This is a genomic window from Nonomuraea sp. NPDC000554 (assembly GCF_040300065.1).
Lineage (GTDB): Bacteria > Actinomycetota > Actinomycetes > Streptosporangiales > Streptosporangiaceae > Nonomuraea.
Genome location: NZ_JBEPDC010000008.1, coordinates 279,193 through 296,026, shown reverse-complemented (window position 1 = coordinate 296,026; position 16,834 = coordinate 279,193). Strand labels below are relative to the sequence as shown.

General features: G+C 71.7%; 11 protein-coding genes and 1 pseudogene. All 12 read left to right on the top strand.

Features of this window, described 5'->3' with window-relative positions; translation table 11 throughout:
- Window positions 1–105 precede the first annotated feature (105 nt).
- The 12 genes and pseudogenes from ABT294_RS18515 (at window position 106) to ABT294_RS18460 (ending at window position 16,830) form a co-directional block, all read left to right on the top strand.
- Window positions 106–1,131: a LacI family DNA-binding transcriptional regulator gene (locus ABT294_RS18515; protein WP_350807059.1), complete on the top strand. Its 1,026-nt coding sequence runs from the start codon at window positions 106–108 to the stop codon at window positions 1,129–1,131.
- A gap of 140 nt (window positions 1,132–1,271) precedes the next feature.
- The gene (locus tag ABT294_RS18510; protein WP_350807058.1) at window positions 1,272–2,291 is read left to right on the top strand and encodes a LacI family DNA-binding transcriptional regulator; all 1,020 of its coding nucleotides are present in this window, start codon (window positions 1,272–1,274) and stop codon (window positions 2,289–2,291) included.
- Between the two features lie 354 nt (window positions 2,292–2,645).
- A pseudogene (locus ABT294_RS18505) lies at window positions 2,646–3,566 on the top strand (alpha-galactosidase); the annotation flags it as partial.
- A 406-nt stretch (window positions 3,567–3,972) separates the two neighbouring features.
- Complete coding sequence (locus ABT294_RS18500) at window positions 3,973–4,218, top strand: hypothetical protein (RefSeq protein WP_350807094.1); 246 nt, start codon at window positions 3,973–3,975, stop codon at window positions 4,216–4,218.
- Window positions 4,219–4,246: 28 nt separating this feature from the next.
- The gene (locus tag ABT294_RS18495) at window positions 4,247–7,114 is read left to right on the top strand and encodes a DOMON domain-containing protein (RefSeq protein ID WP_350807056.1); all 2,868 of its coding nucleotides are present in this window, start codon (window positions 4,247–4,249) and stop codon (window positions 7,112–7,114) included.
- Window positions 7,115–7,154: 40 nt separating this feature from the next.
- Complete coding sequence (locus ABT294_RS18490; RefSeq protein ID WP_350807055.1) at window positions 7,155–8,423, top strand: enolase C-terminal domain-like protein; 1,269 nt, start codon at window positions 7,155–7,157, stop codon at window positions 8,421–8,423.
- A 39-nt stretch (window positions 8,424–8,462) separates the two neighbouring features.
- Window positions 8,463–9,812 carry an ABC transporter substrate-binding protein gene (locus ABT294_RS18485; protein WP_350807053.1) on the top strand — a complete coding sequence of 450 codons (1,350 nt, stop codon included), beginning with the start codon at window positions 8,463–8,465 and terminating at the stop codon, window positions 9,810–9,812.
- Window position 9,813: 1 nt separating this feature from the next.
- Window positions 9,814–10,713, top strand: coding sequence for a carbohydrate ABC transporter permease (locus ABT294_RS18480; RefSeq protein ID WP_350807051.1), 900 nt, complete (start codon window positions 9,814–9,816; stop codon window positions 10,711–10,713).
- Window positions 10,710–11,555: a carbohydrate ABC transporter permease gene (locus ABT294_RS18475; RefSeq protein WP_350807050.1), complete on the top strand. Its 846-nt coding sequence runs from the start codon at window positions 10,710–10,712 to the stop codon at window positions 11,553–11,555. Before ABT294_RS18480 ends, ABT294_RS18475 begins: the two co-directional genes overlap by 4 nt.
- Entirely contained in the window at window positions 11,552–15,544 is a 3,993-nt protein-coding gene (locus ABT294_RS18470) for a fibronectin type III domain-containing protein (RefSeq protein ID WP_350807048.1), read from the top strand. The genes ABT294_RS18475 and ABT294_RS18470 overlap by 4 nt, the downstream gene beginning before the upstream one ends.
- On the top strand, window positions 15,544–16,341 hold the full coding sequence (locus tag ABT294_RS18465) for an NAD-dependent epimerase/dehydratase family protein (protein ID WP_350807045.1): 798 nt from the start codon (window positions 15,544–15,546) through the stop codon (window positions 16,339–16,341). The genes ABT294_RS18470 and ABT294_RS18465 overlap by 1 nt, the downstream gene beginning before the upstream one ends.
- Before the next feature lie 66 nt (window positions 16,342–16,407).
- A complete protein-coding gene (locus ABT294_RS18460) occupies window positions 16,408–16,830 on the top strand; it encodes a hypothetical protein (RefSeq protein ID WP_350807044.1) in 423 nt (140 codons plus the stop codon).
- Window positions 16,831–16,834 lie beyond the last annotated feature (4 nt).

The following is a 16,834-nucleotide window of genomic DNA, read 5'->3' as shown; positions in this document are numbered from 1 at the left end:
AACGTTCACTTGACCACTAACGAAGTTAAGATCGGGTGAGACCGCTGTCAACGGCCCGTTACGCGCCTCTGTGGTCACGTGAACGCTCATGTTGGAGGTGACCCGATGGCAGGCCGGCCGACCATGCGCGACGTCGCGGCGCGCGCTGGCGTCTCGCACCAGACGGTCTCTCGGGTCGTGAACGACGAGCCGACGGTCACCGAGCCCGTCCGGCAGCGTGTCCTCGCCGCCATGACCGCGCTCGGCTACCGGCCCAGCGCCGCCGGACGGGCGATGGCCCGCGGCCGCACCGAGGTCGTGGGGCTGGTGGTGCCGCACGACCCGGGTCTCACCTTCGCCAACGACCACCTGATGCGCCTCATCGTCGGCGCCGAGCAGGAAGTGGCCGCGCGCGGCTACGGGCTCCTGCTCTCCACCCGCGAGACGGCCGGCGACGCGGCCTCCGCCTACCGCCGCTTCGACCGGCGGCGCCTGGTCGACGGGCTGCTCGTGGAGGGCGGAGCCGGATTGCAGGCGCTGTCCGGCCTGCTCGCGCTGGGGTATCCGGCCGTGGTGATCGGCTACGCCGAGGGCGACCTGACCATGGTCCATCCCGACGACGAGGGCGGCGCCTACGCCGTCACCCAGCATCTGCTGGCCCTCGGGCACCGCCGGATCGGCGTCGTCAACGGGCCGGCGGAGAACCGCCTGGCCATGGCCGCCCGCACGCGCGGTGTCGAGCGCGCGTTCACCGACGCGCATCTCGAACCCTCCGCCGAGCTGACCGTCCGCGGGAACTTCACCATCGAATCCGGATACGCCGCGGCCACGCTGCTCTTCGACCGCCCCGAACCGCCGACCGCCGTCTTCGCGTTCAACGACGGCATGGCCCTCGGCGTGCTGCGCTGGCTGCGGGAGCACGGGCGCGCGGTGCCACGCGACGTCTCGGTCGCGGGATTCGACGACACCGCCGCCGCTGCCCTGTCCGAGCCGCCCCTGACCAGCGTCTCGCTGCAGAGCGTGGATCTGGGACGGCGCGCCGCGCAGATCCTGCTCGACCTCCTGGACGGCAAGGAGCCGGTCGGCCGCCGGACCGTGATCGCCAGCCGGCTCATGGTGCGCGGCTCGACCGCGCCGCCGCCCCGGGCCTGACCCCTCCCCTCCGTCACCGGGTACCCCATCGATCCGGAGGCGCTCCGCGACGCGATCGTCCATGCTCGGCGGTACAGTGTCCGCACAAGACAACGTTGGCACCCGCTCGGCGCCACCGACCTCGAAGGAGCCGGCCCCAGGTGAGCACGCCCAGCGCGGGAGGGGACGAGCCGCGCCGCCCGACGATGACGGACGTCGCCCGGGTGGCGGGCGTCAGTCTGAAGACCGTCTCGCGCGTGGTGAACAACGTGCCCACCGTCGACCCGGAGCTGGCCGGACGGGTCCTGGCCGCGGTGTCGGAACTGGGCTTCCGGCGCAACGACATGGCCCGGAACCTGCGCGCCGGGAACACCTCGGCGACTGTCGGCCTGCTCATCGAGGACCTGGCGAACCCGTTCTACGCCGGCATCGCCGCGGCCGCCGCGCAGTACGCCCTCGAGCACGACACGATGCTGATCACGGCCAGCTCCGAAGAGGACGCCGAGCGGGAGCGCGCCCTGCTGCTGGAGATGTGCCAGCGACGGGTCGACGGTCTGCTGGTGGTACCGGCGGGCGACGCCGACCACGTCTATCTGCGCCCCGAGATCGAGCGCGGCACTCCGGTGGTCTTCCTGGACCGTCCGCCGCGCAACCTGCTGGCCGACACGGTCCTGATCGACAACGCGGCCGGGGGGCGGCAGGCCGTCGAGCACCTGGTGGCCGCCGGGCACGAACGTATCGGCGTCATCTCCGACTGGCTCAGCATCTCGACGATGGCCGAGCGGCTGGCCGCCGCGGAGCAGGCGTTGGAGCAGGCCGGCGTGCCGTATCGCCCGGACCTGATCGCGTACGGCCTGCACACCGTCCCCGAGGCCGCGGCCGCGGTCGCGCGGATGCTGGACGCGCCGGAGCCGCCGACCGCGATCTTCGCGCTCAACAACCGGCTGACGCTCGGCGCGCTCGAGGCGCTGAACGGCCGGACCGAGCCGGTCGAGCTGGTCGGCTTCGACGACTTCGAGACCGCGGCGTTCATGCCGTGGCGGCTGACGGTCGTGTCCTACGACGCGCGCGAGATCGGCCGGATGGGCGCCGAACTGCTGTTCAAGCGCATCGCCGGCGACAGGTCACGGCCGCGGAAGGTCGTCGTCCCGACCGAGCTGGTGGTGCGCAGCGCCGGCTGAGCTCTCCCCCGGCGAAGGCGCCCACCGGGACGCCGCGTGTATCGGCCGCGACTGCGACCACCGAACCGGCCGGCGGCTCGTCCTGCGCTGACGCCCCATGCCCGGCCACGACGCCGGAGCGGACAACGATGGACCGCCCCTGCCGGTACGTCCACGGTCCGCGACCGGGTCTCCCCCACACGGGCGTGTCCGAGTGCGAAGACCTCCGGCGCAGACGAGGACGCCGCGCTCGCCATTCGAGTCCTGGCAGAACGTGATCCTGCGTTACGGGCACATGACGAACGAGTGAGGACGCTCTAGACAACGTTGTCTCGTCGTAGCTATGGTTCCTCCAACTCTTCGAGAGGAGCGGCGATGGCGGACTTCGCTGACCCGCGTCGGCTGTGGGCCGACGGAAGCGCCCTTCACCTGCATGGTGCCGCCGTCACGCGCCTGACGCCGGGTCCGGCTCCCACCGCGTCCGCCGTCGAGCCCGGAGGCGTCGTCGAGATCGCCGGGCCGGAATGCGGGACAACGTTGTTACGCCTGGATGTCGCACTCGGCGGCGCCGCCGGCTTCTGGCATCCCGGCGCCGGCTGGGACCGGCACCTCGCGGCGGACTGGATGACCGGCTGGCGCACCGTCGGCCTCGTCGACTCCGCGCCGCTCGGCTGCCTCCACGACGGTTCGGGCCGCTCGCTCCTCGGCTTCGCCACGGACCGCCTCGTTCCCTCGACCCGCGTCCGGTTCGGCGTCGGGGAGCGCACCGGACGGTTCGGCGTCTGGCTCGCGATGGATCTGCGTCCCGGCGAGATCTGCCGGATCCGGATCGCGGCCCCGGGCGCGGAGGTCGCGGAGACGGTGCGATCGCTGACGCGCTGGCAGTCCGGCGCCGCGACGCTTCCGGTGCCCGAAACGGGACGTGTCCCGGCGTATTCGACCTGGTACGCCTACCACCAGGAGGTCAGCGCGACCGCCATCGAGGCGGAGGCCAAGCTCGCGGCCTCAGCAGGATGCGGACTCCTCATCCTCGACGACGGCTGGCAGCGCGGCGCGCACGGCGGAGGCTACGCGGGCTGCGGCGACTGGGAGCCCGACCCGGAGAAGTTCCCCGACTTCGGCGCGCACGTCGCAGCGGTCCGCGGCCTCGGTCTCGCGTACCTGGCCTGGATCGCCCCGCTGCTCCTCGGCGACGACAGCACGGCCCGAGACGGGCTCGCCGCCTTCGCACCGCACGCCAGGCCGGAATGGCGCTGCCACGTCCTCGATCCACGGCACGAGGAGGTCCGGCGCTTCGTCGTCGACAGCTGCGTCCGGCTCGTCGACCAGTACGGCCTCGACGGCCTGAAGATCGACTTCCTCGACGCCGCCATGGTCTACGCCGGGGAAGGCGCCGACGTCGGCGAGGCGATGCGGGCCCTCCTCGTGGACCTCCGCGACCGGCTGCGAACCGTCCGTGGCGCGGACCTCCTGATCGAACTGCGCCAGCCCTACACCGGCGCGGCCATGCGGGAGTTCGGCAACCTGCTGCGCGCCGGCGACTGCCCGGCCGACGCGGTCGGCAACCGCGTGAAGACCCTGGACCTCGCCGTTGCCGGTCTGGAAAGCGCTGTCCACTCGGACATGCTCATGTGGGATCCGGAGGCGGCGCCACAGGACGCGGCTCGCCAGCTGCTCTCCGTCCTGCACGCAGTCGCGCGCGGTGGTCATCTTCCACGCCCAGCGCCACGCGGCCTCGCTGGACCCCGCCGGGTTCGCCGAGATCGCCCTGGTCAACAACACCGACGCCGAAGGCGTCCTGCTCGACCTCACCCGTCCCGCCGTGGTCCGTCTCGACGTCTCGGACGTCTGCGGCGCCCCGGTCCGCTCCGAAACCGCGCGCCTGGAACCGGGCCCGCAGTGGCTGGCGGTTCCCCCGTCCGGCCTGTGCCTGATCAGGCCGGCCTGACCCCCGTTCCCGTTCTGGAGGCCCGTCCATGTCCGACAGTCCCGACAGCACCGAGAACCACCGCACCTCCCCCAAGCAGATCACCCGCCGTCAAGCCCTGGGGTACGGCGCCGCGACCGCCGTCGGCCTGGCCGGGCTCGTCGAGTTCGGCCCTGCCGCATGGGCGGCGGGCACCACGACCGCGCCGCAGGCAGCGGCCCCTCCGCTGGTCGAGGCCGACTACGCGGACCCGACCGGGCTGTACCCGATCGACGCGGCCGGCACGGCGTCCCCGGTGCTGACCGTGACGTTCAACAGCCCCACCGCGCTGAGCGGCACCATCACGTGGGCGGTGTCCGCCCGCGGCGCGCAGGAGATCACGAAGGGCCAGACCGGTTTCACGGCGCCCGCCGGGCAGGCGAGCACGACCAGCATCCCGCTGGGCACGCTGGGTCCGGACTACTACGCGGTCGCGGTCACCGTCACCAGCACGGCGGGCACGCAGTTACTCAAGGAGACGCACGGTCTCGGCGTTCTCCGCCCGACGATCCAGGGCCGGCGCCCGGGCTCCTGCTTCGGCATGGGGATCCGCGGGGAGTCGGCTCCCCTGGTCACCAGGCAGATCGCGCAGCGCATCGGGGTGAAGTGGACGCGCGGCGTCTTCTCCGTCCTGCCCGACACCGTGTGCCCGTCCCGCGGCGTTTTCTGGGGCAAGGCGGACATCGACCGCGCCCGTGCCGAGGTCGCGGAGTGGCACAGCTACGGCATCGAACCCACCGGGTTCATCAACTACAACATGTCGTGGAACGTCCAGCCGGGGGCCGACGGCAAGCCCCTCCGGCCGCACCAGAACCGGCCGAAGGACATGGTGGCGCACGCCGACATGGTCTACCACGCGATCGCCCCGCTCCAGGACCTGGTCAAGAACTGGGAGGTGTGGAACGAGCCGTGGGTGCACGGCTGGGCCTGGATGACCGGCGACGGCCAGGACTACCGGGACATGACGAAGCTGATCTGGGACCGGGTCAAGCCGCCGTTCCCCGACGTCAACCTGCTCGGCGGGGGCTCGGTCTCCTACAACCGCGACATCGTGTACGCCAAGGGCTCCAAGGACACCGGCTACATCGACGGCTCGGTGAACCACGCCTACGGCTACCCGGACGCCACGCAGTACGCGATGGCCAAGCCCCAGATCAAGATGGACAGACTCTGGTCCCGGACCGGCGGCCGGGCCGGGCAGTGGCAGACCGAGCTCGGCACCGCGGAGGTGCACTCCTTCCCCGGCCTGCCGCCGAACGAGGCCGGGTACGCCGTGGCCAGGACGCTCGCCCCGACCCATCTGCTGCACATGCTCGCCGGGGCCGAAGAGGACTCGCCGATGCGGATCTTCTGGTTCTCCCTGTGCTACGACAAGACGTACTCCGGCCAGGAGTTCAACATCTACGACATCAAGACCAAGAGCCCGCGGCCCGCGGTCGTCGCCTACGCCACGATGACCGGGCTGCTGGAGGACTGCGAGCTGCTCACCGAGCTGTATCCGAAGGCGAGGTCGACCTGGGGCTTCCTGTTCAAGGCCGCCGACGGCCACGGGCGCGCCGCGGTCTACGCCGACCAGCTCTTCGACGGCACGATGGAGCACCCCGACGCCGGATACACGGGCACGCTGACGCTGACCAGCGCGCAGGGCGTCCGCGTGTACGACTACCTCGGCCGCCGGCTGTTCGACGGCGAGGCGGAGAAGGCCACGCTGACGCTGTCGCCGTGGGAGGTGCTGTACTTCGACAGTGACCTGAGCCCCGACGAGCTCAAGGCCGCGCTCACCACCGGAGCGGTGTTCACCTACGACACCCCGCTGAAGATCACGCCCCTGCCGTTCACGAAGCCGATCGGCCCGGACAGCACCATCGACGTCCGCGTCGAGAACGTCTCCCCGCAGGCGGTCCACGCGAATCTCCGCATCACCCCGCCCCAAGGGTGGAAGACCGACCATCGGGAAAGCGCCATCCCGGAGCTGGCGCCCGGCGAGTCGCGGGTCGTCTCGCTCCCGGTCATCTCCGCGCAGGCGGACCCGGAGAACCGCTACACCATCGGCTACGACGCCACGATCCCCGGCCGGAAGGGCTTCCATCAGGACGGGACGCGAACCGTCCAGGTGGCCTACGCCCCGTTCCGGCCCATCACGGTCGGGGCGGACGCGAGCCAGTGGGACGGGGTCGTGCCGGTGACCATGACCAGCGGCACCAAGGAGTACGCCTTCCAGGCCGCCTGGGACGCCGACTTCCTGCACATCCGGGCCCGGATCCAGGACGACCTGCAGGTGTCGAACGACCCGTTCGCGGTCAACGGCTACCTGTTCCCGTTCAAGGCCGACAGCATCCAGCTCGCCTTCGACGCGGTGCAGGACAAGACCGAGGACCTGCTGGCCGGAGACCCGCACTACGACAAGGCCCTGACCTCGATCTCGCACCTGTTCGTGGCGACGCTGGCCAAGGGCGACGTCGCCGAGCTGCACCGCCAGCTCGCCCCCGGCACCAACTACCAGACCTACTACCCCACCAACGCGCCGCTCCCGACGCCGCTGGGAACCATGGACGCCCACCCGGGCTCCGGCTCCGAGGGCCGGATCCTGGTGACGCGCGACGACGTCGGCAAGGTCACCACGTACGAGGTCGCGCTGGCCTGGAACCAGCTCCCCGAACTGGCCTCGGCGGCACGGGCACTGCCGCCGGGCGCGGTCCACGAAGCGACCATGGGCGTCCAGGTCCAGGACTCCGGGACCGGCGGCCGCGGCGCCACCTACTGGACCGCGCAGAACGAGGCCCCGGCGTCCGGCTGCTACAACTTCGCGCCCTTCTGGGCCTCCGGCGCGCAGTTCACCGGCGGGCGCGTCGACACCCGCTGGGGCATCGGCCGCTGACCCAGGACCGAGACCGTCCACCGGACAAGGAGCACAGCCCGTGAACGACGTCGCAGACCCGGACCGCCGACCCCCGGAACCCCCGTGGGCGGACGGCTCGGGCCTCCGGATCACCGGGGTCCGGACCATCCTCACCGCCCCGGCCGGGACGACCCTGGCCGTCGTCCGCGTGGACACCAGCGAACCCGGCCTGTACGGGCTCGGGTGCGCCACGTTCACCCAGCGGGCCAAGGCGGTCCGGACCGCGGTCGAGGAGTACCTGGCGCCTCAGCTGATCGGCCGCGACCCGGCCGACATCACGGACATCGCCCAGACACTCCACGTCAGCGGCTACTGGCGGTCCGGTCCGGTGCTCAACAACGCGCTCTCCGGCGTCGACATGGCGCTGTGGGACATCAAGGGGAAGGTCGCGGGGCTGCCCGTGTGGCAGCTGCTCGGCGGGCGCTGCCGCACCGCGGTCCCGCTCTACACCCACGCCGCCGGGGTCGACGCCGAGGCCGTCGCCGACGAGGTGCGGCAGTGGCTCGAGGCGGGCTACGGGTACGTCCGCTGCCAGGTGGCCGTGCCCGGCGGCGGGACGTACGGCGCGCCGAGCGCCTCCGCCCCGGCGACCGCGCGGCCGCCGCTGACGCCGGACGCGTGGGACCCCGCCGCGTACCGTCGCACGGTGCGCGGGCTGTTCGAACACCTCCGGAGCGAGGTCGGCGCCGAGGTGGAGCTGATCCACGACGTGCACGAGCGCGTGCACCCGACCGAAGCCGTGCGGCTGGCCAAGGAGCTGGAGCCGTACGACCTCTTCTACCTCGAGGACCCCGTGGCGCCCGAGGATCTCGACTGGCTGCGCGCCATCCGCGGCCAGTGCGCCACGCCGATCGCGATCGGCGAGCTCTTCGTCAACCCGGCCGAGTACCGGCCGGTGGTCGCCGAGCGGCTGTGCGACTTCATCAGGGTCCACATCTCCGCGATCGGCGGCATCACTCCGGCCTGGCGGCTGGCGAACCTGGCCGAGGCGTTCGGGGTGCGCACCGCCTGGCACGGCCCCGGCGACGTCTCGCCGGTCGGTCACGCCGCCAACCTCGCCCTGGACCTCGCGAGCCCGAACTTCGGGATCCAGGAGCAGCACCTGTTCGGCGAGCGGCTGCGGGAGGTCTTCCCGGGCTGCCCCGAAATCCGCGACGGCCATCTGTGGCCCAGCGACCGCCCCGGGCTCGGTGTCGACCTGGACGAGCAGCTGGCCAAGCAGTACCCCCCGACCGCCACCGCCTGGCGGCCCCCGCGCAGAGCCGACGGCGCCCTCCAACGACCGTGACCCCGACCCGCTCACCATCCCCCCAAGGAGCGCTCGCACATGAGAACCCGCACACCGGTCGCCGTGACGCTGGCGATCGTCCTCGCCCTCGCCGGCGCCGCCGGGTGTACCACCGGTGACTCGACCTCCTCGTCCGCGTCGAACGCCACGCTGACCGTCGCCCTGTGGACGAACCCGGGCGCCATCGAGTTCACCAAGCAGCTCAACGCCGAGTTCGAGAAGGCGCACCCGGGCGTCACCGTCAAGCTGCAGAGCACCGCGACCGCCAACGGCGCGTGGGCCCAGCTGTCCAACAGCCTCCTACAGGCCAAGTCGGTTGACGTGCTGGCCAGGTTCGCCCCGACCCAGGGCGGCTTCCCGCCGGAGTACACCAAGATCCAGCCCGCCGGCGCCGCCGCGCTCATCACCGCCAACCAGCTGACCGACCTCAAGGACCAGCCGTTCATGAAGCACTACGACGCGGCCACGCAGGCCGCGGCCGTGGGCTACAAGGGCGGCGTCTACGGGGTCATGGCCGCCAGCTACGCCGCCGCCGGTGCGATCTGGTACAAGAAGGACCTGCTCGCCCAGTACGGCATCGCCGTACCGACCACGTTCCAGGAGTTCCTGGACGCCTGCGCCAAGCTCAAGAAGGCGGGCAAGACGCCGATCTTCCTGTCGGGCAAGGTCGGCATGCAGGGCGGCATCTGGCAGGGCATCGAGAACCAGCTGATGATGAAGGGCCGCGGAGCCACCGAGTCCGTGCAGATCTCCGCCGACCGGGCCAAGGCGTTCTGGGACGGCACCCAGAAGTGGACCGACCCGATCTACAAGGAGGTCGGCGCCCGCTACGCCAAGGTCATGCAGTACGTCGTGCCCACCGCCTCGGGCATCGACCAGCAGACCGCGCCCGGCGTGTGGGCGGTCAAGACCGACGACTACCCCTTCCTGGTCGACGGCTCCTGGGACGGCCTGACCATTCAGCAGGCCAACCCCAAGCTGAACCTGGGCTTCTTCACGCTGCCCGGCACCGACGACCCGGCGGCCAACCGGGTGGCGTTCAAGCCCGACCTGACCTGGGTCGTCCCGGCCTCGGCGCCGCACAAGGACCTGGCGATGCAGTGGCTGACGATGTTCTCCGAGCCGGAGAACTACCAGGAGTGGCTGAGGCTGACCGGATCGCTGTCGGCGCAGCCTGCGCTGAAGAACACCGGGCTGCCCTGGATGGACTGGCTCAACCAGCACAGCGAAGGCTCCTTCACGCAGCTGACGCCGCCGTGGACCCCGGCCGGCGCGCCGCTGGACGCGATGGGGCCCGACTTCTACAAGCTCGCGCCGATCGGAACCGACAGCCTGGACACGATCCTGTCCCGTTCGGCCTCCGCCTACGCCAAGTCGGCAGGCCGGTAACGTGGCCGGTAGTCCCTTCGGAACCCGGCGTACCCGGCGGTGGATCCCGTGGGCGAGCATCGCGATCCCCGGGATCGGGTGGCTGCTGTTCGGGCTGTACCCGTCGCTGGCCACCATCGGGTACTCCTTCACGCAGTACTCCGGGCTGCCGGGCACGCCGCTCAACGTCTGCGGGCTGTGCAACTACACGACGGCGTTCACCGCGCTGTCGGCGCAGGTGTGGGAGTCGCTGAAGGTCACGCTGATCTACGTGGTCGGCGTGACCGTCCTGCAGAACCTCGCCGGCCTGGGGCTGGCGCTGCTGCTCAACCGGCCCGGGCGCGCGTACATGTTCTACCGGGCGCTGATCTTCATGCCGCAGATCTTCTCGATCGCGGTCGTCGCCACGGTGTTCGCGCTGATCCTCGACCCGGTCACCGGCCCGGCCGAGAAGGCGTGGCAGGCGGTCTTCGACACGACGACGGCGTTCCTGGGCGACAGCTCGCTGGCGCTGCCGCTGGTGATGCTGGTCAACATCTGGATGTTCGCCGGGTACACGATGCTGATCTACATCGCGGGCCTGCGCAACATCCCCAAGCCGGTCTACGAGGCGGCGGCGCTGGACGGGGCCGGGCGCTGGCGGTCGTTCCTGCACGTGACGTGGCCGCTGCTGGCCCCGGCCACGACCGTCAACGTCTTCCTGACCGCGATGGGCACGCTCGGCGAGTACGCGCTGATCCTCGTCATGACCGGCGGCAACTTCGGCACCAAGACGCTGGGGCTGTACATGTTCGACTCCGCCTTCGGCGGCACCAGCCAGCTCGGCTACGGCTCGATGCTGGCGATGCTGCAGTTCGTCCTCACCGTGGTGATCGGCGGCACGCTGCTGTTCACGCTGCGCAGGCGGGAGATCCAGCTGTGAGGGCGACGGGCCGCAACCTGCTCTGCTTCGCGATCGCGGCGGTGCTGTTCGCGGCGCCGCTGGTGTACATGTTCCTCCAGTCGTTCAAGACGTTCACCGGCTTCCTGCAGGATCCGACGGGCCTGCCGCACCCGTGGACGCTGGAGAACTTCGGCGCGGCCTGGACCCAGGGCGACTTCGGCCGGCAGATGCTCAACAGCCTGATCTACGCCGTCATCCCGGACACGGTCACGCTGATCCTGGGCGTCTTCCTCGCGTTCCCGGTCTCGCGCGGCTACTTCAAGCGCTCCAACGCGGTCTACGCCTTCTTCGTCTTCTCCGGGTTCCTGCCCGGCGGCCTGATCCCGCTGTTCATCGAGGCGCAGGCGCTGGGCCTGTACAACAGCATGCCCGGCTTCCTGATCCTCACCAGCCTGTCCGGCGCGGGCTTCTTCTTCTTCGTCGGCTACATCAAGGGCATCCCGAAGGAGATCGACGAGGCGGCGGCGCTGGAAGGCTGCGGCTACGTCCGCTTCATCTTCACGATCATCATCCCGCAGATGAAGCCGGCGCTGGCGACGTTCGCCATCTTCGGGTTCGTGCACGCCTGGAACAACCTGATCCTGCCGCTGATCATGCTGTCGGACCAGCAGCTGTGGCCGGTCACCCGCGGGCTGTACTCGTTCTTCGGCGAGCACACGCAGAACTGGCCGCTGATCGCCGCGGGCACGTTCATCGTCGCGGCGCCGATCCTGCTGCTGTTCATCGTGCTCCAACGGTACCTGGTCGAGGGCGTCGCGGGCGGTGCGGCGATCGGCACGCTGGGCCTCGCGGTGCCCGCCGAGCGGAGGGAGGCGGAGTGAGCGGGAAGGTGACGCCGTGGCCGGCGGACGCGGACCGGGTCGTGTTCCGGCTGCACGATCCGATCGGGCATCCGGAGTTCGCGTGGCCGCGGACGCTGCTGCGGTTCGCCGTACGCTGGCAGCGGCCCTCGGTGCGGGTCGAGGAGCTGCGGCTGGCCGACGACACCGGGAAACCGGTGCCGTTCCAGCCGGCCGAAGTCGTCGAGGAGGACGGGCTCGCGGTCTCAGCCGTCATCTGCTTCTTCGGTGCTCTGGCCCCTGGGCAGACCCGGGCGTACGTGCTCTCCGGCGGGACTCCGGCGGTGCCGGACAGACCCGTGCGCGTCACGTCCTCGGATGAGCATGTCGTCCTCGACAGCGGCGCGCTGCAGGTCCGGCTGCCCGCCTCGCAGGCGGCCGACGGCGTCGCGCCGGGACCGGTGACCGCGTGGAACCGGGGACGCGGCTGGGTCGGCCGATCGGAGGTCCGCGGCGGCGTGGAACGGGTCGGGGCCCGGCTGGTGGAGAGCGGTCCGCTGTTCGCTGACTACGAGATCGTCTACGACTTCGCACACGGCGCGCGTTACACGGCGACCGTCCGCTGCCTCCAGGGCTGCGACTTCGTCGAGATCTCCGAGGAGATGGCCGGGTTCGACGACGCCGGCGCGAGTTGGGAGCTGTCCTGGACGGGCTGCTCCCCAACGCACCGCTTCTCCTCGGCCTGGCCCGGGTCGCAGAACGCCGCCGACCACCTCGATCCCGAGAGCCCGGAGACGTACCGATGGCTCGGCATCGACGAGCCGCTGACCCTGGGCGGCAGCGGCGAGGACCCGAACTTCTCGGGGCCCGGCGGCACCGAGCGTCCTGATGAGGACTACCTGTTCACCATCGGTCCGTACGGGCCGAGTTTCGCGTGGGGCGTCCGGCCGCACGCCGCGTTCTGGGACGTCCGCACGGATGACGCCATGGCCGTCTTCATCCGGGACCACGCGCGGTGGGACGACCGCTCCTACGCGTCCTGGGCCTCGTCGGACCTGCTGCAGATCCGGTTCCGGCACGCCGAGGGCGTCCTGCGCTGGACGTGGCCGCTGCGCACCGGGACCCGCTCGACCGGGATCGCCTGCTACGACCACGAGCAGGACCGCGAGGTGCTGCGGCGGCAGGAGGACGGCGCCGCCTACCAGAGCACGTACGCGCGCGACCTCCAGCACCGGCAGGGCACCCTGAGCCTGGACCGCGTCAAGGACTGGAATCTCGCCTACGACGGCAGGCGTCCCGGCCGTGTCGCCGCCGAAGGCGAGTTCGCGACCACCGGAGACTTCCTGGCCGCGCTGTTCGAGGGCGACGAGGGTCCGCGCCTGATCGCGCGCGGCGTCAACGACCTGGCCGGGTACCTCAACATCGGGCAGCGTCCGCTCTACGACCGCTTCCTCGACGGCTACGACCGGCTGGGTGAGCGGCTGAGCGCGGAGCAGCGCCGCCGGGTGGACGCGCTCCTGCTGCTCACGGCGTACGTCTCGGCGAACGAGGAGATGACGCCGATCCTGAGGATGTTCGGCGGGCATCCGAACTTCCTGGCCGACGGCAAGGCGGCGCTGGCGTGCCTGGCCTGGCTGTTCCCCGACCACGAAGCCGCCCCGGCCTGGCTCGACCAGTTCGGGAAGGCCGCCGAGCTCGCCGCGCGGTTCCACACCCGGCCCGCGCTCCCGGGCCGCGAGTCGTCGGCCGGGCGCTGGACCGAGAGCTTGTCCACGTACGTCTGGGCCTTCCTGCGTCCGATGACGCTCGGCAACGCCCTGGCCCGCCGTACCGACGGCCGCAACCGCCTGGCGACGCCGGAGTTCGCGGCGGTCGGCGACTGGCTCGTCAACGCTCTGACGGCGCCGATCCTGACGCGGGACGAGCCGACCCCTGGGAACGGCGCGTCGCGCCTGCATCCGGCGCAGGGCGCGCACGCCTTCTGGCCCCGTCGTCCCCCGATCGAGATGCGGCTGCTGGGCGAGGCGCTGCGCGCCTACCGGCCGCTCGTCGCCGAGCACCTGCTGTGGGGCGGCGACGCCTCGGCCAAGCACCTGGACAGTCGTCCGGGAGCGCCGGATCCGTGGCGTCCGCTCGTCGAGAGCGCCGGGAACGCCGGGACGAATCCCCGGCTGCGCAGCTCCAAGTACACCGGCTACGGCGTCACGCTGCGCGCCGACGTGGACCGGCCCTCCGAGGTCGCCGTCTTCCTCCAGCAGGTCGACCATGGGCCGAACTACCGCTGGGGCGTCGCCGACGACAACGGCTCCGGGCACATCTACTACTACGCCGCCGGACGTGCGTACAGCGGCCACGGCCCCGAGGACGCGGGCGACCGGCGGGTCCCGGACGCCACGTTCACCACGTCGTGCGCGGTGTGGCAGGACGGCGCGTTCCGGTCGATCGGCCAGAACACGCTGGACCGGCCGTTCCACGACCTCGGCTGGGCGCAGTTCGCCGAGCTCGTCCCGCATGCGGACAGTCCGGTGGCCCTGGCTTATCGGAGTCGCAGCGTCCTGCTGATGGGGGCCGACTACATCGCGACCTACGACGCGTTCGCGCCCCACCAGCGCACCGTCTGGACCTGGTCGACGCTCACGAAGTCCAACGGCCACGACGCCAACAGCTTCGCCTGCCTGCCGGACCGCATGCCGTTCGTCCACGTGGTGCGGGGAGTGCGGCGGGACGGCGAGCTCGACGGCGAGATGGTGACGCCCACCTCGCGGATCCTCCGCCTGGAGGGGCGCCCAGAAGGCGGCGACGGCGACACCCTGGCGATCGTCAGCCACCGCGACGACCTGACCGTGGATCCCGAGGCGACGACGCCGTGGGGGGCGCGGATCAGGACGCCGCACAGCGTCGACCACGTGTTCCGCTACGAGCGCGAGGTGGACGTCGCCGAGGACGGCCTGCGCTTCCGCGGCACGGCCGGCGCCATCCGGCTACGGCACGACGGCCGGCGGCAGCTCGCCCTGTTCCACGGCACCCTCATCGGCGCCGGCGACGTCACGCTGACCACCGGCGATCCGGAGCTCGGCATCAGCCTCGACTACCGGGAGCCGCGCGCGATCGAGGGCACGTACGTCACGCGGAGACCGGCGAAGGCGCTGCTGCGCGTCGCGGGCGGGCTGGGCGACGCGGAAGTCTTCGTCGACGGCGCCCCGGCGCGGGCCTTCCGGGTCAGCGACGAGGAACTCTCCGTCGAGCTGCCCGAGGGGCGGCATCGGTGGGAGCTCACCGAGGGCGCGCCTCGTCCGGTGCCGTCGCGCGTGGTGCGGACCGAGAGTGTCAGCGGCGGAGCCGTCGTGCACTTCACCCGCGTCGCGGCGGCCGGCTCGTACGCGATACAGCTCAGCACGGACAACGGCACGACGTGGGAGACCGTCGGCTCCGCGCGACGGAGTCCGTACCCGCTGCACGGTCTGACGAACGGCGCCAAGTACCACGTCCGCGTCGTCGCCGGGAACGGCACGCGCCGAAGCGATCCCGGGCCGGACTATCCGATCTACGCGACGGGCGAGCGTCCCCCCGCGCCTGACGGGCTCAAGCTCCGGCCGGCGGACGGCAGCGTGACCGCGACGTGGGGCGAGGTCCTCGGCGCGAGCCGGTATCGCCTGTATCGGCGCCGCAAGGGCGACGTCGGATTCCGGGAGGTCTTCGCGGGCCTGGCCTTCAGTCACCGTGACGACGTGGCCGGCGTGGTGCCGGGCTTCGCCGAGCCGTCGTCCGGCGAGCTGCCCCCGGGCATCACGGTCTACGAGTACGCCGTCGCCGCCGAGAACGGCAACGGCGTCGGGCCGGAGTCGCCCCCGGTCGACACCGATCCCCGCAGCTGGCGGCACTGGGAGCCGCCGGTCGAGGCCGCGTTCCGGCGTCAGCACACGTACAACCAGCCCCCTTACACGCTCGATCCGGTGACGCCGGCGCACTACGACCGCGCGGAGCCGCCGGCGGCACTTCCGGTCTTCGACGAGACGTGGGACGGCCGCTGATGGCGCACCGGATCCTCGTCACGGGGGCGGCCGGCCGCGTCGGGACGGCGCTGCGTCCGCTGCTGGCCCGGCCCGGCAGGACCCTGCGCCTGCTCGACATCGCGCCGCCGCCCCCTGGGGCGCCGGACGAACCCGTGGAACTCGTCGAGGCGTCGTTCACCGATCAGGACGCGCTCGACAAGGCGTGCCGGGACGTGGACGCGGTCGTGCACCTCGGCGGGGTCAGCGGCGAGGCTCCGTGGGAGCAGATCCTGGCGGCCAACGTCGACGGCACGCAACGGGTCCTCGAAGCCGTCCGCCGACGGGGTGTGCCGAAGGTCGTCCTCGCCTCCAGCATCCACGCCGCTGGATTCCTGACCCGCGACGACGGTCTCCTCCCGGCAGCCGCGCCGCCGCGTCCGGACACCTTCTACGGCGTCAGCAAGGCCGCGGTCGAAGCCCTCGGCAGCCTCTACCACTCCCGGTTCGGGATCGACGTCAGCTGTCTGCGGATCGGGGCGTTCCGGCCGCGTCCCGTCTCGCTCCCCGACCTCGCGGTGTGGCTCTCTCACGAGGACGCGGCGCGGCTGGTCGAGGCGTGCCTCGCCGCGGACCCGCCGGGGTTCCGGATCCTGTGGGGCATCTCGGCGAACACCCGCCGCTGGTGGTCGCTCGCCGAGGGCGAGGCGATCGGCTACCGGCCGCGCGACGACGCCGAGAGCTTCGCGGACGCCATCCCGGGGATCGACGCCTTCGACCCCGCCGATCCCCTTCTTCACCGGGTCGGCGGCGGATTCTGTACCATGCCGCTCGGCTGAGCCCGGGGGCCTCTCCGGGGTCCCGATAGGGCCAGGCTGTCGGCCCGCTGTTCTATGGTGGCGGCCATGGTCGACATCGAGGTGCGCAGCCGGATGCCCGGCAGGTCCGGCGATGACCTGCCGGCGGTGCTGGTACGGCTGGCCGACGAGGGCACGACGGTGCGGGAGCTGATCCGGCGCGCGGTCGAGGAGCAGATCCGGGAGCTGCGCGCCGACGCGGCGCGCTGCCGGCAGATCCTCGACCGCCAGTACCTGTCGAACGACGATCTCCGGACGCAGGCCGGCACCGGTGCGATCAGGATGCCGCCGCAGGCGCCGGCGGACCCGGACGTGACCACGGAGGTGGCCCGGGCGCACCGGGCCTTCGCCCGGGGCACGTTCGTGGTCTTCGTCGGCGGACGGCAGCTCGTCGACCTGGACGAGGAGGCCGTGCTTCGGCTCGGTGAGCCGGTCGTGTTCCTGAGGCTGGTCGCGCTGGCGGGAGGCTGATCGC

What these genes read in the sequence shown, in the direction of transcription:
- ABT294_RS18515 (WP_350807059.1), top strand. Translation starts at nt 106, where the DNA reads ATGGCAGGCCGGCCGACCATGCGCGACGTCGCGGCGCGCGCTGGCGTC.
- ABT294_RS18495 (WP_350807056.1), top strand. Translation starts at nt 4,247, where the DNA reads ATGTCCGACAGTCCCGACAGCACCGAGAACCACCGCACCTCCCCCAAG.
- ABT294_RS18485 (WP_350807053.1), top strand. Translation starts at nt 8,463, where the DNA reads ATGAGAACCCGCACACCGGTCGCCGTGACGCTGGCGATCGTCCTCGCC.
- ABT294_RS18465 (WP_350807045.1), top strand. Translation starts at nt 15,544, where the DNA reads ATGGCGCACCGGATCCTCGTCACGGGGGCGGCCGGCCGCGTCGGGACG.
- ABT294_RS18460 (WP_350807044.1), top strand. Translation starts at nt 16,408, where the DNA reads ATGGTCGACATCGAGGTGCGCAGCCGGATGCCCGGCAGGTCCGGCGAT.